Annotated in this window: 22 protein-coding genes; 4 read left to right on the top strand and 18 right to left on the bottom strand. The window is 54.3% G+C overall.

Features of this window, described 5'->3' with window-relative positions; all coding sequences use genetic code 11:
• Positions 1-30: 30 nt before the first annotated feature.
• Together J2T58_RS01150 and rbcL are read left to right on the top strand one after the other, a co-directional pair.
• Complete coding sequence (locus J2T58_RS01150) at positions 31-606, top strand: SOS response-associated peptidase (protein WP_253486781.1); 576 nt, start codon at positions 31-33, stop codon at positions 604-606.
• Positions 607-644: 38 nt separating this feature from the next.
• Entirely contained in the window at positions 645-1,937 is a 1,293-nt protein-coding gene (rbcL, locus tag J2T58_RS01145) for a type III ribulose-bisphosphate carboxylase (RefSeq protein ID WP_253486780.1), read from the top strand.
• An 8-nt stretch (positions 1,938-1,945) separates the two neighbouring features.
• Here the strand turns inward: rbcL and J2T58_RS01140 are convergent, their stop codons facing one another.
• The 6 genes from J2T58_RS01140 to J2T58_RS01115 all read right to left on the bottom strand — a co-directional run bounded on the left by J2T58_RS01140 (position 1,946) and on the right by J2T58_RS01115 (position 8,353).
• Positions 1,946-2,839: an HdeD family acid-resistance protein gene (locus J2T58_RS01140; protein ID WP_253486778.1), complete on the bottom strand. Its 894-nt coding sequence runs from the start codon at positions 2,837-2,839 to the stop codon at positions 1,946-1,948.
• A gap of 48 nt (positions 2,840-2,887) precedes the next feature.
• Entirely contained in the window at positions 2,888-3,460 is a 573-nt protein-coding gene (locus tag J2T58_RS01135) for a YIP1 family protein (RefSeq protein WP_253486776.1), read from the bottom strand.
• A gap of 108 nt (positions 3,461-3,568) precedes the next feature.
• Positions 3,569-3,985, bottom strand: a complete 417-nt coding sequence (locus J2T58_RS01130) for a hypothetical protein (protein ID WP_253486774.1) — start codon at positions 3,983-3,985, stop codon at positions 3,569-3,571.
• Between the two features lie 43 nt (positions 3,986-4,028).
• On the bottom strand, positions 4,029-5,819 hold the full coding sequence (locus J2T58_RS01125) for a Na(+)/H(+) antiporter subunit D (protein WP_253486771.1): 1,791 nt from the start codon (positions 5,817-5,819) through the stop codon (positions 4,029-4,031).
• Positions 5,820-6,157: 338 nt separating this feature from the next.
• Positions 6,158-6,538 carry a hypothetical protein gene (locus J2T58_RS01120; protein ID WP_253486769.1) on the bottom strand — a complete coding sequence of 127 codons (381 nt, stop codon included), beginning with the start codon at positions 6,536-6,538 and terminating at the stop codon, positions 6,158-6,160.
• A 24-nt stretch (positions 6,539-6,562) separates the two neighbouring features.
• Positions 6,563-8,353 (bottom strand): Na(+)/H(+) antiporter subunit D, encoded by a 1,791-nt coding sequence (locus tag J2T58_RS01115; protein ID WP_253486767.1) that lies wholly within the window; start codon positions 8,351-8,353, stop codon positions 6,563-6,565.
• Positions 8,354-8,901: 548 nt separating this feature from the next.
• On the opposite strand from J2T58_RS01115, the gene J2T58_RS01110 reads away from it, so the two are divergent.
• Positions 8,902-10,056, top strand: a complete 1,155-nt coding sequence (locus J2T58_RS01110; protein WP_253486765.1) for a TIGR04083 family peptide-modifying radical SAM enzyme — start codon at positions 8,902-8,904, stop codon at positions 10,054-10,056.
• 5 nt (positions 10,057-10,061) lie between these two features.
• Here the strand turns inward: J2T58_RS01110 and J2T58_RS01105 are convergent, their stop codons facing one another.
• The 10 genes from J2T58_RS01105 to J2T58_RS01060 are packed head-to-tail and all read right to left on the bottom strand — an operon-like array spanning position 10,062 to position 17,170.
• Positions 10,062-11,852, bottom strand: coding sequence for a proton-conducting transporter transmembrane domain-containing protein (locus tag J2T58_RS01105; RefSeq protein WP_253486763.1), 1,791 nt, complete (start codon positions 11,850-11,852; stop codon positions 10,062-10,064).
• Positions 11,849-13,339, bottom strand: coding sequence for a proton-conducting transporter transmembrane domain-containing protein (locus J2T58_RS01100; protein ID WP_253486761.1), 1,491 nt, complete (start codon positions 13,337-13,339; stop codon positions 11,849-11,851). The genes J2T58_RS01105 and J2T58_RS01100 overlap by 4 nt, the downstream gene beginning before the upstream one ends.
• Position 13,340: 1 nt before the next feature.
• Complete coding sequence (locus tag J2T58_RS01095) at positions 13,341-14,837, bottom strand: monovalent cation/H+ antiporter subunit D family protein (protein WP_253486759.1); 1,497 nt, start codon at positions 14,835-14,837, stop codon at positions 13,341-13,343.
• On the bottom strand, positions 14,834-15,211 hold the full coding sequence (locus tag J2T58_RS01090; protein ID WP_253486757.1) for a cation:proton antiporter subunit C: 378 nt from the start codon (positions 15,209-15,211) through the stop codon (positions 14,834-14,836). Before J2T58_RS01090 ends, J2T58_RS01095 begins: the two co-directional genes overlap by 4 nt.
• Positions 15,208-15,639: an MnhB domain-containing protein gene (locus J2T58_RS01085; RefSeq protein WP_253486755.1), complete on the bottom strand. Its 432-nt coding sequence runs from the start codon at positions 15,637-15,639 to the stop codon at positions 15,208-15,210. The genes J2T58_RS01090 and J2T58_RS01085 overlap by 4 nt, the downstream gene beginning before the upstream one ends.
• Positions 15,636-15,911, bottom strand: a complete 276-nt coding sequence (gene mbhE / locus J2T58_RS01080) for a hydrogen gas-evolving membrane-bound hydrogenase subunit E (protein WP_253486754.1) — start codon at positions 15,909-15,911, stop codon at positions 15,636-15,638. Before mbhE ends, J2T58_RS01085 begins: the two co-directional genes overlap by 4 nt.
• Positions 15,908-16,153: a hydrogenase subunit MbhD domain-containing protein gene (locus J2T58_RS01075; RefSeq protein ID WP_253486753.1), complete on the bottom strand. Its 246-nt coding sequence runs from the start codon at positions 16,151-16,153 to the stop codon at positions 15,908-15,910. Before J2T58_RS01075 ends, mbhE begins: the two co-directional genes overlap by 4 nt.
• A complete protein-coding gene (mnhG, locus tag J2T58_RS01070; RefSeq protein ID WP_253486752.1) occupies positions 16,150-16,464 on the bottom strand; it encodes a monovalent cation/H(+) antiporter subunit G in 315 nt (104 codons plus the stop codon). Before mnhG ends, J2T58_RS01075 begins: the two co-directional genes overlap by 4 nt.
• Positions 16,452-16,715: a monovalent cation/H+ antiporter complex subunit F gene (locus tag J2T58_RS01065; RefSeq protein ID WP_253486751.1), complete on the bottom strand. Its 264-nt coding sequence runs from the start codon at positions 16,713-16,715 to the stop codon at positions 16,452-16,454. Before J2T58_RS01065 ends, mnhG begins: the two co-directional genes overlap by 13 nt.
• Positions 16,712-17,170, bottom strand: a complete 459-nt coding sequence (locus J2T58_RS01060; RefSeq protein WP_253486750.1) for a Na+/H+ antiporter subunit E — start codon at positions 17,168-17,170, stop codon at positions 16,712-16,714. Before J2T58_RS01060 ends, J2T58_RS01065 begins: the two co-directional genes overlap by 4 nt.
• Before the next feature lie 146 nt (positions 17,171-17,316).
• On the opposite strand from J2T58_RS01060, the gene J2T58_RS01055 reads away from it, so the two are divergent.
• A complete protein-coding gene (locus J2T58_RS01055) occupies positions 17,317-17,799 on the top strand; it encodes a DUF2124 family protein (protein WP_253486749.1) in 483 nt (160 codons plus the stop codon).
• Between the two features lie 37 nt (positions 17,800-17,836).
• On the opposite strand, the gene J2T58_RS01050 is transcribed toward J2T58_RS01055, so the two are convergent.
• A complete protein-coding gene (locus J2T58_RS01050) occupies positions 17,837-18,616 on the bottom strand; it encodes a hypothetical protein (protein WP_253486747.1) in 780 nt (259 codons plus the stop codon).
• 93 nt (positions 18,617-18,709) lie between these two features.
• Positions 18,710-19,576: a coenzyme F420 hydrogenase subunit beta gene (gene frhB, locus J2T58_RS01045; RefSeq protein WP_253486745.1), complete on the bottom strand. Its 867-nt coding sequence runs from the start codon at positions 19,574-19,576 to the stop codon at positions 18,710-18,712.
• Positions 19,577-19,585 lie beyond the last annotated feature (9 nt).

Here is a 19,585-nt window from a genome sequence, read left to right as displayed (position 1 = left end):
GTCTCTCTTCCGGCGGGGTGAGGTCAGGGGATGTGCTCCCGCTATACGATCATCGGGACACGACTCCTTGCCGAACAATTTGGGGGTCCTGTCCTGCCACCACGCTATAACTGTGCACCTGGCCAGCGCCTCCCGGTCGTGACCACTGATCTGACGATCCACAAGGCCGTCTTCGGGCTCCCACGGCAGGATGGGGGAAGACAGATAAATGCACGCATTGAACGCATTTTTGAGAGATCGTACAGCCGGAGAAGACGCTGCCTCGTTCCCATGAGTGGGTTTTACGAATGGACGCCTGTCGGCTCAGTGAGAGAGCCCTGGTATATCTCATCTCCGGATACGCCTCTCCTGTATGCCGCCGGGCTCACCACCGGGGACTTTTTTCTGATCATCACCTGCCCTGCTGTTCCTCCCGTGCAAGCCATCCATCAAAGGATGCCCCTCCTCCTCCCGATTGATGCCGGGATCACATTCCTCAGTGGTGGAGATCCCGTCCGAATCGACCCACCCCTTCAGATCATCAGGGTCGGAATAGCGATCAACCATCCGGATGCTCTGGATGATCCCTCTCTCATCACCCCACCGGATCGGCATCACTGGTGGTAGCAGACGGATTTATCAACAGGGTGCACCAAGGAGAAGGTATGGCAATCGACTGGTACAATGAGTTTGTTGACCTCACCTACACACCCGCCAGAGACGATATCGTCTGTCTCTTCTCATTTGATCCGGCAGAGGGAATCAGTGAGAAGGAGGCGGCAGGCCGGATCGCCTCAGAGAGCTCAACCGGGACATGGACGACCCTGCACTCCCTCCCCCCCAGGATGCGGGATCTTCAGGCAACGGCATTTGATATTGATGGTCATTACCTCAAAATCGCCTATCCGGCCGGCCTCTGGGAGGAGGGGAACCTCGTCCAGCTCTTAAGTGGCATCGCCGGAAACATCTTCGGGATGAAGGCGGTTGATCATCTCCGTCTCATCGATGCGACCCTCCCGGAGGCATACCTCCGCCATTTCAAGGGGCCCCACTTCGGGATGGATGGAATACGGGATATGATGGGAATCCAGGGCAGACCGATGACAGGAGCCGTTCCAAAGCCGAAGATCGGTTTCTCCTCAGCCGAACATGCCGAGATCGGGTATGAGACCTGGATGGGCGGATTTGACTGTGTCAAGGATGATGAAAACCTCACCTCGACAACCTTCAACCGGTTTGAAGACCGGGTCGTCGCCCTTGCAGATATGCGGGAGAAGGCTGAGCGCGAGACGGGAGAGGAGAAGTCGGCGTTCCTCAATATCACAGCAGATACCGAGACGATGAAACAGCGTGCGGACTTCCTTGTAGAGAACGGATGGAACTACGCAATGATCGATGTTGTTGTAGTCGGTACCGCCGCGGTGATGACCCTCCGCGACTACTGCTCGGACCTCGGGCTTGCGATCCATGCACACAGGGCAATGCATGCCGCATTCGATCGCGATCCGAGGCATGGCATCTCGATGCAGTTCCTCGCAAAAACCATGCGTCTCATCGGCATCTCACAGATTCACACCGGCACGGCGGTCGGAAAACTTGTCGGGACGGCTGATGATGCGAAGGTTCTTGCGGATATTCTGCGGGAGAAGAAGGTCACCGGGGTCGGGCATATGTCGCTTGATCAGGACTGGCATGGGATTAAGAGCGCTTTCCCGGTCTCATCCGGTGGACTGCATCCCGGGCTCGTCCCTGATGTCCTTGATATCTATGGCGAGGACCTCGTCCTCCTCGTCTCCGGCGGTATCCATGGCCATCCTGATGGTACCCGGGCGGGTGCTACAGCAGCGATGCAGGCGATTGAGGCATGGCAGGATGGCATCACCCTTGAGGAGAAGGCAACGAAGGCGCGAGAGCTTGGCCGGGCACTTGAGAAGTGGGGATCGTATAAGCCGATCTGATCCCCCCTTCAGATTTTTAAGCGTGGTTTCTTCATCCTTCTCCGGAATGCGACTCCTTCGAGGATGAGGTAGCAGCCGAAGAGAATGGCGATCCCGGCGAGGATGAAGACAAGGGCGATAATTATTGTATCAGGTGCGAAGAGGGCTGCAATCGCAACCAGAAGGGAGAGGGCCCCGACAAGAAACCTCGGGGCCACCTCCTGGAGACCCCCTCTTCGTACACGAAATGTATGGCCAAAGGAGACCCATGCACTGGCAAATGTCCAGACGGTGACGACGAGGAGGAGCACTCCGGCTGTCCATTCCGGTTCTTCAAAGAATGCTGAAAACCCGATAAACGCTATACCGGTCCCGAGAATAAGCCTCCCTACAGACTGTATTCTGAATGGATGAATATCGATTCCTGATCTGAGGAACGGGATGGATATCCCGATGAGGATGAGTGGAACGATATACCGGGTTATCGAATCGAATGTGCTGGAGGGCTCAGATGCCATCCATCCGCCAAGGAGGATCAGGAAGAGCCCGGTCAGGATCATCAGCTTCCACGCCTTCTTCTGCTCTTCAAGGATCGATCCGGTATTTCCAAGCGCATTTCTCGAATCTGTTACAAGAGCTGCGACGGTATCAACGATCATCAGGACGAGTGGAGCATCATCGATCAGATGCAGGAACGGATGCTTCTTTGGATCGTACCTGTCGAGGTGAACCCGGTACTCAGTCGCCGTCTCATGCAGATGGTACTGGCCGCTCCGATAACTGGCGATGGTGCCGGGTGTCGGTACATTAATCCTGGATCTGGTCCACCGGGTATCCGGGAGCCTTTGGACCGAATCTTTTGGGATCACCACCTCCCAGACCCCTTCATGAAGGGGTCCAAGGAGATCCTCAATGCGCTGCATCGCTCTCCTTCCTTGTCATTCAGGATATCTTATCAAAAAGAGGAGTGGTCAGAAAACTTCTGTCACCGTCACGGGTCCGGGGACGACCATGAAGAACATAAAGGCAAGGACTGCAAGAATGATCAGCAGGATGAACGGGAGAAGTATTGCAATAACAGCCCGCAGCGTTGATATCCCATGATATTCACTCACCCCCATCACCATCAGGATGAATCCCCAGATGCCGGCAAAGAGACCAATGAGCGGTATCCATCCGATTGCCGCAGCAGGTGTCTCGGCGAGTGAGAATGCGCGAACGGTGTCTGTATAGTCTCCTGATCCCCCGAATATTTTAATACAGATATGCAGGATGGCACCGATGATGAGAAGGGCGATGGTCCCTCCGATGATAATACCTACAAGATAGGTTGCGGCAAGGGCGATATCTCCGGCAGGCGAGAGCGGCATCGGATGGGCATCTCCAAGGAGCCTGGTGACCGCCGCCGAGAGGAGAGAGAAGATACCGAGGATGATCAGGTAATAGATGATCGCATCCCCAAGGGAGGCCGATCTGCTTCTTCTGATCGTCTCTCCGGGATCGGTGATCATACCTTTCACTGTTTCGATGAAGGGAAGTGACATACCATAGAATTGGAATGATGCTATAAAAAGGCTTCTTCCTGCCGGGGAAGCCCGGATGGAAGGATAATCACCCTCTTCCCCCTGGAGTCCTCTCCATCATAATGATCTTTACGGTGGAGGGAGGTATGAACGTATATAGGGTTTATAGCTTGCACCCCCGCAGGAGACACACTCTGTCTCCCCGATGGCGATGATCTCAGCTGATAGATTCTCCGGGTCGGAGACTGGAAGCTGCTGGTCCCTGACCATCCGGAAAAAGTCTCTGACCTCAAGATATGGTCGTGCCTGGGGTGGAACGACCCTGAAGTCCTCGAGATCATCTTTCATCGTCGAGTGGCGGGCAATCCGTTCATCCAGGAAGAGATAGATATCGATCCCATACTTCAGAGCGATCTCGTTGAGCATTCCCAATGGGTGTCTCCCTCCGGGGATGATGCCCAGCTCTGCACACTTCTCCTGGATGGTCGTGCCGCTTACTTTGAGGAGGGCACGCCGTGGATCATCAGTCTGGCAACTATTCTCCATACCTCTATCATGCGTCTGAATGAAATAAAGGATACTTCCGGCCTCAGATGATGAAGACCATGAGGAAGTAGGCGAAGATCACGATCCCGATGAAGAAGATGCCATACCCGGGAGCCCGGTTGAGGGTTCCTCCCGTGTCGGGGTAGCTGTTTGTCAGGGTTGTGAGTGCCCTTCTCTGGCTCTCCTGTACCGATGCTCCCATAACGCCTCCTGCAGTCCGGATCATCACTGTCCGGGTGAGTATCTCACCCGCCATCACCGGATTCTTCAGGAACCATGATACTCCTGCTCCAAGATGCTCAATCATATTGCCAATACCCTGGGAGACTGCCGGGAGAGTCACCGATGAGAACCTGATGATCCGGCTGCCCCCTGCCCGGTAGAGTTCCATCAGATCCGGGGGGATGTATTTCGGCTTTCTGATCATGCTCCGTACCACCCAGAGGTTCAGCAGAACGGCTGCAAAGATGATGAACATCTCAATGATGTGAACCGGGGCGAAGACATCGTGTGTCACCGGGTAGGGGAGGATCGAGAAGAGGATCCAGGGATAGACACCATAGATGAGGCAGGCTGCTGCGGCCATCACCATCGCAATCAGCATCGGGGTGGGGGGGTCAGTCGTCACAATTCCGGGTTTTTCTTTAATGAAGGCATAGTAGTTGAGTTTGATGAAGGAGAGGAAGGTACCGACGGACCCGATCAGCAGAAGCACCTCAAGGGTAAAAAGCCCGCTCTCTGCCGCGGCTGCCACGATCATCTCCTTACTGATGTATCCGTTGAGCCCCGGCACACCGGAGATGGCCGCAGACGCGATGAGGCAGGCTGCAAATGTGATCGGCATCTGTCTCCCAAGCCCCCCAAGCTCGGAGAGGCGGTTTTTTCCTGTCTGGTAGATGATGGCGCCGACGACCATGAAGAGGAGGGCTTTATACAGAATATGGTTGAAGAGATGGGCGATCCCGCCGTTCACCGCGAGGGAGGTCCCGATCCCCATTGCGGCCACCATATAGCCGACCTGGCTGATGACATGATAGGAGAGGAGCTTGCGCATATCATCCTGGAGGATAGCAAATACCAGTCCAAAGACGACCATGATCCCGCCCAGGTACATCATTACCTCGGATCCCGGGAGTGTCCGTGCCATGAGGTATATCGCCCCTTTTGTCGTGAAGACGCAGAGGAAGACCGATCCCGTAATGGTCGCCTTCGGGTAGGAGTCGGGCAGCCATGCATGGATTGGGATCATCCCTGCGTTAAACCCGACCCCGATGATGAAGAGGATCGTTGTGATGCCTGGTGCAGCCAGATCGACGAGGAGGGATCCCGTCTCTGCATACTGCATTGAGATTGCTGCAAGGAGGAAGACACCGCCAAGGATATGCATCAGTGCGTACCGGTATCCGGGCCCGCGTGCCTCAGCGCCGCCATACCAGATGAGGGCAAGTGATGAGAGTGCCAGCAGCTCCCAGAATATGAAGAGGGTGATGAAGTCCCCGGCAAATACAATGCCAATACCGGCACCAATCTGGAAGAGGATTGCAATCTGATGGCCGAGGCGCCCCTCATAGCTTGCATAAATGATAGCAAGCACACTGATTCCTGCAAAGATGTATCCGACGACCTGGGAGAGGTTATCGACGGAGAGGAGGATGAGTTCGGTTCCTGGGATGAACGGGAGTAGCCAGCCATTCACCTGCTGGTCAAGGAGTGAGATGCTCGCAAGCCCGATGATGGAGAGGAAGAGCATCCACTCATGCCTGACCCTGGCGGGCAGGAGGGGGAGGATCAGTGCCCCGATGATATAGATGAGGAATGGTGGGAATGCTATCATGGTTCCGGTCTCGTCTTTGTGGAAGATGTTTGGCCTGGCAGATGCAGGTTTCCCACCGTCCCGGTTCTATAGGTTGTCATATTCATTGCTATCGATCGTGCCTCTTCATGAACGTCTTTCTCTCCCCTTCATACCGAGGAATAATAGTATGGATTTGTGCCGTGGTGCCGCCCGATGCACCCGGCACTATCTATCTGAAAAGAGAGGATGCTGTGATGATAGATATACGTCCCTTTCGGCGTTATGATCCACCCGTATGATTAATCATATATATTTTTCTCTTTCTGAGCAGATAAGTATTATTAACGATAGTCAACGACTATCTGAGAAATTCTGAATTAACGGCTTAATAATAACAGGAGGAGAAACTCTTCCTGCCGGCGTTGATTCCTATCGTCAGAAACTCCCACTCCTCTCCGATGGATTTGTTCGTCTCCATTGGCGAGGAGATCCCGGCATTCATGCCGGGGAGGAATCACCTCATTCAGGAATCTATCCTTCATCATCGAATGTCGGACAATCTGTTCATCATGGAAGAGATTGACATCGATCCCATATTTCTTCGTGATCTCTTTGAGCATCCCCGGCCGGGTTGTTCCCCCTTGGATGACGCCCAGCTCTGCACATTTCTCTTCGATAGTCGTGCCGTTTACCTTGAGGAGGGCACGACGTGGATCATCGGTCTGGCATGAATTGTCCGTACCTCTATCATCCACCATGATAAAATAAAGGATACTCCGGCCTCAGATGATGAAGACCATGAGGAAGTAGGCGAAGAGGACGATCCCGATGATGAAGATGCCATACCCGGGGGTCCGGTTTATGGCTCCCCCTGAGTCGGGGTAGCTGCTTGTAAGATCTGTGAGGGCTCTCTTCTGGCTCTCCTGCGCTGATGCACCCATGACGCTTCCGGCAGTGTGGATCATCACCATCCGGGTCAGTATCTCGCTTGCCATCACCGGATTCTTCAGGTACCAGGATACGCCGGATCCAAGATGCTCTATCAGACTTCCAATACCATGGGAGACTGCCGGGAGTGTCCCCGATGAAAACCTGATGATCCGCTGGCCTCCTGCCCTGTAGAGATCCATCATATCCGGGGGAATGTATGTCGGCTTTTTGATCATGCTCCTCACCACCCAGAGGTTCAGCAGAACCGCTGCAAAGATGATGAACATCTCGATGATGTGGACCGGAGCGAAGACATCATGGGTCACCGGATAGGGGAGGATAGAGAAGAGGATCCATGGATAGACGCCGTAGATGAGGCAGGCAGCTGCAGCCATCACCATAGCAATCAGCATCGGGGTGGGGGGATCAGTCGCTACAATTCCGGGTTTTTCTTTAATGAAGGCATAGTAGTTGAGCTTGATGAAGGAGAGGAAGGTACCGACGGACCCGATCAGCAGAAGCACCTCAAGGGTGAAAAGCCCGCTCTCTGCTGTAGCGGCAATGATCATCTCCTTGCTGATGTACCCGTTGAGCCCCGGCACGCCGGAGATGGCCGCAGATGCGATGAGGCATGCTCCAAATGTGATCGGCATCTGTCTCCCGAGCCCCCCTAGCTCGGAGAGGCGGTGCTTTCCTGTCTGGTAGATGATTGCACCAACGACCATGAAGAGGAGGGCTTTATACAGGACGTTATTGAAGAGATGGGCGAGTCCGCCGTTCACCGCGAGTGAGGTCCCGATCCCCATTGCGGCCACCATATAGCCGACCTGGCTGATGACATGATAGGAGAGGAGCTTGCGCATATCGTCCTGGAGGATAGCAAATACCAGTCCAAAGACGACCATGATCCCACCCAGGTACATCATCACCTCGGATCCCGGGAGTGTCCGTGCCATGAGGTATATCGCCCCTTTTGTCGTGAAGACGCAGAGGAAGACCGATCCCGTAATGGTCGCCTTCGGGTAGGAGTCGGGCAGCCATGCATGGACTGGGATCATCCCTGCGTTAAACCCGACCCCGATGATGAAGAGGATCGTTGTGATGCCTGGTGCAGCCAGATCGACGAGGAGGGATCCCGTCTCTGCATACTGCATTGAGATTGCTGCAAGGAGGAAGACACCGCCAAGGATATGCATCAGTGCGTACCGGTATCCGGGCCCGCGTGCCTCAGCGCCGCCATACCAGATGAGGGCAAGTGATGAGAGTGCCAGCAGCTCCCAGAATATGAAGAGGGTGATGAAGTCGCCTGCAAAGACTATTCCGATGCCCGCTCCGATCTGGAAGAGTATCGCCATCTGATGGCCGGGCCGTTCCTCATAGCTTGCATAGATGATCGCAAGCACGCTGATTCCTGCAAAGATGTATCCGACGACCTGGGAGAGGTGATCGACGGAGAGGAGGACGAGTTCCGTTCCGGGGATGAACGGGAGAATCCAGCCATTTATCTCCTGGTCAAGGAGTGAGATGCTTGCCAGTCCGATGATTGAGAGGAAGAGCATCCACTCATGCCTGACCCTTGCCGGCAGGAGGGGAAGGATCAATGCCCCGATAATATAAATGAGGAATGGTGGGAATGCTATCATGAATCGGGTCTCGTTGTATGGGTATTCTCCTGGCCGAAGCTGGCTTCTCACCGTTTTGAGCCTGTGGACTGCCCTATTCGTGGTTATCGATCAGATCTCTTCCCAAATCACCTTCTCTTCAGTCTATTGGGAAAAGGATGGGTATGGATCTCTGCCGTGGTGCCGCCCTGAGACACCCGGCACTATCTATCTGAAAACAGAGGGTGGTATGATGAGAGATATCGGTCTCTTCCGGCGCTATAATCTGCCAGTATGAGAATCATACTACTACATATCCCTCTGAGAATATAAGCGTTATTGGCAAAATAACGAAGATGCTCAAGCAAATTTTGGTGCTCCTACGAGAATGCATCACCTGGGAGATGGAGGTTCTGTTTTTTCGTCAGCCCTCATTTCTTCGCTCGTTTTTATGCACCGGCTCTCGTTAAAACCATGGTTTTGTGGAAGAACTCTTCTCCTCTGAGATGTGTACGGAAGCTTTCCAAGAAGGATCTTCCTGTGGCGCAGAAGAATAGAATTAAGGAGATGTATGGAAGATTTGTTGTAACATGAAGAATCCCTTCCATATCATGATCATCCCGACGCTTGGCTGCTGTTCAGACTGTGCATACTGCTGGAGTTCGGAAGAGGATTCCCCCATCATGAGCATACAGACCGTTCATGATACGGTCGCCTGGCTGAAGGAGTACCAAAACGATCCCGTCACCATCACGTTTCATGGGGGAGAACCTCTTCTCGCCGGTGCTGACTTCTATCGGCAGGCCCTCCCCCTCCTCTCGGAGGGGCTTGCCCATCTCACGCCGGAATTTGCCCTCCAGTCCAATCTCTGGAAGATGACCGATGATATTGCTGAAGCGCTGGCTCCGTATCATGTTCCGATTGGAAGCAGTATCGACGGTCCCAGGGAGGTGAATGATCCCCAGCGTGGGACCGGATACTATGAGAAGACGATGAGAGGGTATGAGATCGCCCGTTCCCATGGTCTTACGGTCCGTTTCATCTGCACCTTTACAAACAGGTCTGTACAGCACCGGGAAGAGATCTTCGACTACTTTATGGAACAGGGATTCCCGATGAAGCTTCATCCGGCCCTTCCATCACTCCGGGATGACAGCCCCGAAGAATGGGCCCTCCCTCCGGAAGAGTATGGTGAGCTCCTCGTCTATCTCCTTGACCGGTACCTTGAGAACCTTGATCGGTCGGAGGTCATGAATATCAACGATCTCGTCCGGTGTGTCTTCACCCGGCATGGAACCGTCTGCACCTATGTCGATTGCATGGGAAGCACCTATGCAATCGGGCCTGACGGAGGGATCTATCCATGTTACCGGTTTGTGGGGATGCCAAAGTTCGTGATGGGATATGTCAGTGATACCCCGACCATGGAAGAGCTTGCAGAATCGAAGGGATGGAGACTGATGGAGGAGTACCGATCCTATGTCGATACCGCGTGTGGTGACTGCTCCCATATCAGCTACTGCCGGGGAGGCTGCCCCTACAATGCAATTGCACAGACTGGTGGAAGGATTGAAGGGGTTGATCCCCATTGCCCGGCATATACCCGGATCTTTGATGAGATCAATGATCGGCTGAACAGGGAGATGTACGAGGAGAACCCAATGTCAGGACGGAGTTCCCGGTTCCGAAAGAAGAAAGTGAAACCCGGTGTTCTTTCCCTGGTTCAGAAGATCATCTCCCGGTGATTATTTTATCTGATGAGATCGAAGAGGAAGTACAGGAACGCGACGATGGCGATGAGGATGATACCATATCCGCCGCCCTGGATGATCGTCTGTTCATCCTGGTAGTTCCTCCGCAATTCTTTCAATGATTCTTCATATTGCTGTATTGCCTGAGGATCTGAGAATGCCCTGACATATGGGAGGGCTGAGGTCTTCCATGCTATCCGGCATGCAACAGGCGGATTGGCAGATGCTTTTTGTACCACCGTGATCAGCGATCCGGCTCCCCTCCCGATCCCTTCTGCCCCATGGGTGAGCGGCTCAGCAGATAGCCATGTTATCCCCCGTCCCATTGCCATATAGAGACGGTCGATGTCTCCTTCCCATCCCTGCCCCGGCATCCGGAGTGGCCGGATAAGGAGGATGAGGAGGCCGGCTGTTGCGAGGATGCCGAGTGAGGCACCAAGGTGCGAAAGAGCAAACGGGTGGGCCATGGTTCCACCGGGGAGGTGATCCGTCAGAATTGTCGGGAAGACTCCGATGACGACGGTGAGAAGGGCCGCACCCCCCATAGCACAAAGCATCGGCACTGGTGCATCACCGGATGGACTCTCTTTGGGTGCAGCCCGGAAGAAGATAAGATAGAGGAACCGGAAGACGTAGATGGCTGTTATCACAGCCGTTACAAGGAGGAGAGGGGTGAGGAACGGTACTGCTGTAGCGGCTTCGAGGATCATCCCTTTTGTCGCCCCTCCGGAGAATCCCGGCACACCTGCCAGGCCAAGCCCTCCGATGATGGCAAAGAGTGCGGTCAGTGGCATCGCCTTTGCCATCCCGCCAAGCTCAGAGAGACGACCCCGTCCTGTGCGATAGATAACCGCTCCTGCAGCCATGAAGAGGAGCGATTTAAAGATGATATCACCTGCCATATGGGCGATACCTGCATCCAGTCCCGCAACCGTCCCCGCTCCGATGGCTGCAATCATATAGCCGCCCTGGCTGATGACCGAATACGAGAGGAGACGCCTGATATCATCCTGAAGAAGTGCGAAGATGGCACCATAGAGTGCCATCGCAGCTCCAATGTATGCAACCGTAACCCCCCATCCACCGATCATTGCGAGGAGGAAGACCGCCGCCTTTGTCGTAAAGATACAGAGAGCAACGGACCCCTCGATCGATGCCGCCGGATATGCATCAGGAAGCCAGGTATGAACCGGGATGGCGGCGGCGTTGACACCAATCCCGATCAGCATCAGGATAAGTCCCGCCCCATCACCGACCGGGCCGATGGCAGCGGTTCCTGTGGTGATGATCGTATGGACAATGCCGCCGAGGAGGCATGCCCCCCCGAAGATATGGAAGAGGAGGTAGCGGTACCCTGCACCTCCGGAACGGATATCATCCGAAGCCCAGATGATGCAGAGCGAGGCAAGGGCGAGGAGTTCCCAGAAGATGAAGATAGTAATGAAGTCGCCGGCATAGACGATCCCGGTTGCTGCTGCAATGGATGCAAGGATTCCTGCCATCTGAATCCCGCCGGGTTCCCGGTATGAGGCGTAGATGATCGCCATCAGCCCTGCCAGCGAGAATATAACTCCGGCAAGATGGCGGGCCGGATCGACCGTCAGGATGACCGTCTCAATTCCCGGCAGGATCTGGAGGGTGATCCCCCCCGAACTCTCCGGAAGAAGAAGAGCAGCCAGAAGGCCAAGAGATCCGATGGTGAGAGCCCAGAGGCTCCCGGCCCTCCCCTTCAGGAACGGGATGAGAAGGAGCCCCCCAAGATAGATGAGTGCAGGGGGAATCTCGATCATGGCACCATTCCCCCGCTGATCTCACCGATGGCGATCTCGATAAGATCAAGGAACGGCATCGTCGGGAAGAAGAAGATGAGCAGGGATATCGTCGCGGTGAGAACTATTGGAACGAGCATCGTCAGTGGAGGTTCTGATACACCGTTGAGTGCATCCTCCCTCTCCGGCTTCTCCATGATCATTGTGTAGATGATCGGCAGGAAGTAGGCGGCATTTAAGACCGCACTGGCGATGATCACGATGAGCAGGATCGGCACTCCGCCTTCGACCGCCCCGATGGCGAGGTAGATCTTACTGATGATCCCGGCGAGCGGGGGGAGGCCGCAGATCCCGATGGCGGCAGCAGAAAACATAACCACCGTCACCGGCATCTTCTGGTAAAGCCCCTTCATATCCGATATCGACTCTCTCCCGGCAGAGACGATGATCGCACCTGCGACAAAGAAGAGGGTGATCTTCAGGAACGCATGGATCGGGATATGCGCCATCGCTCCGGTCATCCCGGCGATGGAGAGCATCGATACACCGAGGAGGATGTAGGAGAGCTGGCTCACCGTCGAGTAGGCAAGCCTCCGTTTGAGGTTATCCTCGGTGAGGGCAAAGAGCGATGCGACGATGATGGTAAAGGAGGCGATCACGGCAAGCAGTGTCCCAAGCCCGAGTGCCGCCATCAGATCCATCCCATAGACCCAGCCGGCGATTCTGACAATCCCAAAGACACCCGCCGTCACGACCGCGACGGCATGGAGAAATGCTGAAACAGGCGTCGGGGCGATCATCGCCGCCGGGAGCCATGCATGGAGTGGCATCCATGCTGCCTTTACAAACCCGACCATGAAGAGGAGGAAGAGAACCTGAAGGACGAGTGGAGATCCGGTCCCCTCGAGGAATCCACCAGGGACAAATGCCGTTGCTCCGGTGAGCATATACGTCAGAACGACTGCTGCAAGGAGGAATATCCCTCCGACAAGGAGATATGCAAGGTATTTTCTGCCTGCCTTCATCGCCTCGGGTGTCTCGATATGGACGACGAGCGGATAGGTGATGATCGTCAGGATCTCATAGAATATGAAGAGGGTCAGGAGGTTTGCGGAGAATGCAATCCCGATGGCGGCAGCGATTGCAACTGCCATGCAGAAGAAGAATCTCGTCTGTGCATGCTCTTTCAGCCCTCTCATATACCCGATGGCATACAACGAATTTATGAGCCAGAGGACTGCCGCAACAAGGGCAAAGACCATTCCGAAGGCATCAACTTTCAGGGCGAAGTCCCCGCCCGGAACCATCGGTATGATCAGGAGGGTGATCCGGTTCCCCTGAAGGACGGTGGGGAGCATCGCAAGGACCGATCCGAGCATAGCGACAGCGGCCACGATCGTGACGCTCTCCCTGAGATTCTCGTACCGTCCGGTTATCAGGATCAGAATCGAGGCGAGCAGCGGAATTAAGATCGCCACCGCCGGCAGGATGCTGGTGATATCCTCCATCTCAGGCACCTCCAAGGAGGATCGCAGCGGCAGGGCCGATGATCTCCATTGGTATCTCGACAAAGATGCCGAGGAGGAGGCATAGGAGGGCAAGACAGACCATCGGGGCTATCATCGAAGCAGGTCCTTCAGATCCTGCCGTCTCTTCTCCTTTGTGATGATGATGGTCTCCAAAGTAGGCTATCTCGATGAACCGCCAGATATACCCGACAGCAAGGAGGCTCCCGATCAACAGGACTGCAGCATAGAGCCAGTGGCCTGCCTCAAAAGCACCAAGGACAAGGTAGTATTTACTCATGAACCCAATCGTTGGGGGAATCCCGATCATCGAGGCACCTGCAAGGGCAAACGCCGCACAGGAGATCGGCATCGTCTGGGCAACCCCTCGCAATTCGAGCATATTCGATGTCCCCATCCGGTAGATGATCAGCCCGGCGACCATGAAGAGGCATCCCTTCATCATAGCATGGCCGAGAATATGGAGGAGACCCCCCTCGAGCGCGATCTGGTTGGCGACACCGACGGCGAACATAATATACCCGATCTGGCTGATGCTTGAGTATGCGAGCATCCGTTTGAGATCATTCTGTGCAATTGCAAGGATGGCCCCGGCGACGATTGCAATTGTTGCAATCAGGAGGATGAACCCCGTCACCGGGAAGCTCTCGATGATATAGGCTGTTGTAAAGATCGTAAAGAGGATCCTGATCATCGCATAGACACTCACCTTCGCCATCACGGTTGAGATGATCACCGTCACTGCGGATGGTGACTCGGTATATGCATCAGGGAGCCAGAGGTGGAGCGGGAAGAAGGCTGCCTTGATGGAGAATCCTATCATCAGGAAGAGAAATGCCGCATGGACCGTTGAGAGCTCATAGACTGCCGGGAGGAGCATCGCAATCTCTCCCATGTTCAGCGTCCCGGTGGCGACATAGAGATAGCCGATGCCGAGGAGGATGAACCCTGCCGCGATCGATCCCATGACGAGGTAGTTGAAGCCTGCGACATATGACCGGCTGCTGCGTGTCCCTGCGATCAGGGTATATGCCGCAATCGAGGAGATCTCAAGGAAGACATAGAGGTTAAAGACATCCCCGGTGATCGTCATTCCGACGAGACCGATGAGGAGGAGCTGGAGCAGCACATAGAATGATACCGTTTTATCTGCCGGGATCTCTGCCTCGACACTCCTTCGTGCATAGACGATCGCGAGGAGTGCAAGCAGCATAATGGTGGAGAGGACAAATCCGCTGAAGCTGTCGATGACAAGCTCAATACCAAGCGGCGGAGCCCAGCCCCCGAGATAATAGCGGATGGTTCCGTCCTCTATCACCTGTCGGAGCATGACAAGCGAGGCAACGAACTGGCCGGTGATCGAGAGGAGCATGATCGGATAGCAGAGCTTCCGGTCATACCATCCTGCTGCAAGGATGAGGAGTGATGCAAGAATCGGGCCGATGATCAGAAGGATCGGGAGATGGTGGATGATACTCATCGCTCCCTCACCGCCTTCATCAGCTCATCCTCATCGATGACACCATACTCTTCATAAATTCGTACAATCAGGGAGAGGGCAACGGCGGTGATGCTCACTCCGACGACGATGGCGGTCAGGATAAGGACATGGGGGAGCGGGTTGACATAGAGTGCGTCCGGCCCCTCAGGCAGATAGATCGGCGCAGTTCCTCCGGTCACCTCTGCAAAAGAGATGTAGAAGAGGAATATTGCCGTCTGAAAGATATTCAGCCCGATGATCTTCTTGACCAGGTTCTGCTTTGCTATCAGCGCATAGAGCCCGATGAGCATCAGGATAATTGCCATCCAGTAGTTGTACCGTGAGGTGAAGAGGTCATAGGCGACTTCGATCACGCCGAACCACCTCCTGTATCTGCCATATCATAAATGATCGAGATCATGATCGCCATGACGGTGATTCCGATTCCTGCCTCTGCAATATCGATCAGGATTCCATGCAGGTGGGGTATCCCAAGTGCCGCCTCGATCACATTCAGCTGGAGGAAGTTGCCTGCATAGAGGATGGAGAGAAGCCCCACGGCAGCATAGAGTGCAATTCCAAAGATCGAGAAGATCATGATTCCCCTGTTATTGATCCTCTTTCTCACATCGGCAGCACCGAATGCGATGATCATCAGGATGAAGGCTGCGGCAAAGGCGACTCCGCCCTGAAACCCGCCGCCCGGTCCTGATGCACCATGGGCGATGACATAGAGGCCGAAGAGCTGGATGAACGGGACGGCAAGCCGGCTCACCGTCCTGATGACGACATTCTCCCTCATAATCTCCCTCCACGACGGAGGAGGAGGGCGACAGAGATGCCGGCTGTGAAGATGACCACCACTTCTCCAAGGGTATCAAACCCACGATAGCTGACAAGAATCGCAGTGACGATATTGGCAATGCCGGTATCTTTCTGCGTCTCCTGGATGTACATCTCCCCGGTATAGCTGGTTGCCGGGGAGGTGGGATCTCCAAATGCCGGCATATCCTCGACCGCCCAGAAGAGGATGATGCCGATGAAGATGACTGCGACAAGAGCTTTTATCTTCAATCTGATGACCTCCTTCTGGTCCGTGATATTGCCGCGATGAAGAGGACAGTCGTTATTCCTGCCCCAACTGCTGCTTCGGTGAATGCAACATCGACCGCATTCATCTCCGCCCAGAGTGCGGTCATGATCAGTGAGTATGCCGCGAGGATGATCGCTGCATGGAGGAGATCCCGGACGGTGATCGCCGCAATGGCGCAGCAGATCATAAAGAGGAGGAGGGCAAAGTCAAGTTCCCAGATCATCGCCGCTCCTCCCCCTTCACCCATGGTCTGATCCCGCGTGCATGTGCGGCATTGACAAGTGCATGCACCGCTGTTGGTGAGGATATGAAGATGAAGATTGCGAGAAGCAGGAGCTTCACCGCGATCAGCGTCATCCCTTCGTATAGGATGAACCCGATCAGCATCATCCCTTCTCCGAGTGTATCACATTTACCGCTCGCATGGGCGCGGGTATAGAAGTCAGGGAGCCTGATCAGGCCCACGGCACCAACGACCATGAAGAAGAGGCCGATGAAGATGAAGATAAGGGCTATCGTATTCAACACAGGCATCCTCTCCTGAGGTACTTTGCAATGGCAAGTGCTGCGATGAAGTTGATCATTGCGTAGATGATTGAGATATCAATGAATAATGGGCGTCCATAGATGAAACCGATGATCACAAGGAGGATGATCGTCTTGGTTCCGACGGTATTGACTGCTATCAGCCGGTTCTCCACCCCTGGCCCTGCAATGACACGGTAGAGGCAGAGAAAGATCGTCAGGATGAGGATGATCGCACTTGCATGAAAGATGTCAATCATGAGCCCTCACCAAATATCCTCGCCAGATTCTTCTGGATATCGCGCTCTTCGAGCAGCTCCTTCTCTGATACATCCCTAACGATGGCATGTACCAGAAATGTTCCTCCCGTGACATCTATGGTGACGGTTCCGGGTGTGAGGGTCAGTGAATTGGCGAATGTGGTTCTGGTTACGTCACCTGTAAATGGTGTCTCCACGGTGATGAACCCCGGATCGATCGGCATCGCGGGGTGGAGGATCCGGTATGCGACATCGATATTGGCATAGAGGATTGCGACCATCAGCCGGGGAATATAGAGGATAAATCGGAGAAACTTCCTGGCAGATGCAGCCATTTTGACGTCGGATCTGAAGAGGAGATCTCCTGAGATGAGCGTTACGATTCCACAGCAGATGATTCCTGCCGTGATATGGAAGAGATCCAGGTATCCTGACAGGATGAGCCAGAAGATCATCAGTATTACAAATGTCAGGGCCTGTCCTGCTCGTGATGGTCTTCCCGTATCTGTTGTTATTTTGACCCCTCCGGTATCTCCTTTCCTCTAAATTGGAGAGTGTCATTTATAAATCTGTGTCTCCAGAGTATCATCTGGAGATTACCATGAGTACAGTTTCCACATTGACCGGAGTTCCGGGGATGCTCCGTCCCTTTAAGGAGTATCTTACAGGAAAAAAGCTACCGGAAGGCTCTCAGATTGTCTATTATGGGTGTTCTGGGACATGCACGCCGTTTATTGAACTTCTCTCATATGCCACGCGGGATCTCGGGATGAAAAATGTCTTTGTTCCGCTCCTCGATGAGGCAGAAGCTCACAGTCTTCACGCGGTATCCGGCATTGGGATGCAGGTTGGAGAGAAGATAGAGGTCGATCCCGCTATCATCGTCATGATGGGGGGCCTTGCCATGCCCGGTGTTCCGGTGACTGCAGAAGAGGCGGCAGCCGTTATATCCCGGCATGGTGTGCCTGCTGCCGGTGTCTGCTTCATGAGCATGTTTGAGAAGTCAGGATGGCTCGATCAGGTTACCTTTGAGCTTCTCATCGATGCCACCATTAATCCAGTAACAATTACAAAAAATGTATAGAAATCTGCCGGAAATGGTGAAGGGGGCTTCCCCCTCTTTACGCATATCCGGGTGGGGCGCCATCATCTCTTTTCATAGAAAAGCGGTTTTCAAAGGCGGCCACTTCATCGGCGTACCGTGCGATGAGGTTAGGGTCGAGCGCATCTGCCGGGAGCTTTCTTGCTTCACTCACCAGGATCATCGTCAGCTGAAAGAGTGACTCCGGGGTCATCTTGAGATGTGCTGTTTTTCCGTTGTACTGGCTGAGAAAGAGATCGATCATCCAGTACTGCTCTCCCTCCCGCCGGTAGGTATTGATATCTGCGGTAAACCAGTCCTCATCAAGGGTGCCGACAGAGAGGGCATATGCCTCCTGTACCCGGTTTCCATAGAGGGCGGTCAGGTGTTGAAGGACTGAGACGGCTGCCCGCTTATCCTCATCGTCTCCGGTATGCTTGAGGATATCCTCAAAGAATGGTGCGGCATTAATGTGGCAGGCCGTTGCAACGACCATCGTCGAGCTGTGGCCAAGCACCATCGTCATGGCATTGACGATCCGTGAGAACATCCGGCGATCAGTCTGATCGACGAGATGATACTCAAGGACATCGCGAATCTGGTCAAAAATTGCCGGATTCTTTCGTATCGTCTCTCCGAATGCCTTGAGATCGCGGACGAAGGCATCGGGCACCGTCGGCTGTCTGCTCTCTTCGGATGCCTCCTCGTTCCCGACAGAATCATCTGTATCAGTATCTTCGCCTGCCTCAGGCGCCGGCGGGATATCGATATGGGGCTCCCCGGTGAGAAGAGGCTCTTCTTCGATTATATCATCTGCCATCCTTGATATGTGGATGGAGTAAGTTTATACCCCTTTTCGTCTGTTCCCGCGATCAGGCCTGACGGGGTTCTCAAAAGATGCAGAAAAAAAAGATTAGATGTATGGGTTCCGAAGTGCCTTTCCAACACCGTACTCGGTTGCACGGGATTCAAGGTACTTCTGGTTCTTTGTGATCTTGTCGGTTGCAAGCTTTGTGACAAGGTCGATTCCGGGTTTGACGGACTCGATCGGCTTTGTCTCAAATGCACCAGCTGCGATCGCTTTTGCCCAGATGTCGTCACCCTTTGCGGATCGAACGAAGATGGTTGACCATCCGTCAGGCGCTCCGACCGATCCCGTCGAGATGTCGGCAAGGTTAGCGACATAGTCGAGGCAGACGTGGCAGCCTGGCTGCTCGTATTTGTGGGTGACCTTCAGCGGGAGATCGACGGTTGCGCCGCGCTCGGTGTAGATCCAGAACTTGCCCTTTCCGATGTCGAGCTTCCTGACATTGTCGAGCTTGGTTGCACCATGGTCTTCGACGAGCTGGATGATTCCCTGGTAGGGGAAGTTCTCCATGCAGAAGATACCAACTGCGAGTGCGATCTTGTCAGGGACATCACGAAGACCGACCGGGTAGAGCTGGCCCTTCCGGAGTGCCTGCATCTGGCAGGGAGTTCCGACGACACCGACCTTGTCGAGTCCGTAGCTCCGGGTTACCTCTTTGATAAGGGACATGTTCGGCGAGATCGAGTAGCGGGTACCGCGGGATGCCATAAGCTCCTCACGGGTGGTTGCGACCATCGGCTCGGGCTTGAACGGTTCGTCGCTTGGACCTGCAACGATTGCGCCGTCGATGATACCCGCATCAAGCGCGTATGCAAAGAGCTGGGTGACAATACCGCCGTCCTGTGCTCCACGAAGGATCTCGGGGTCTGTGCTGCGTGCTGCAACGACCTGTTTGTAGTTACCAAGTACCATTTCTTCTCC

Source organism: Methanocalculus alkaliphilus, assembly GCF_024170505.1.
Lineage (GTDB): Archaea > Halobacteriota > Methanomicrobia > Methanomicrobiales > Methanocorpusculaceae > Methanocalculus > Methanocalculus alkaliphilus.
This window is presented reverse-complemented; position numbering and strand designations above follow the sequence as displayed.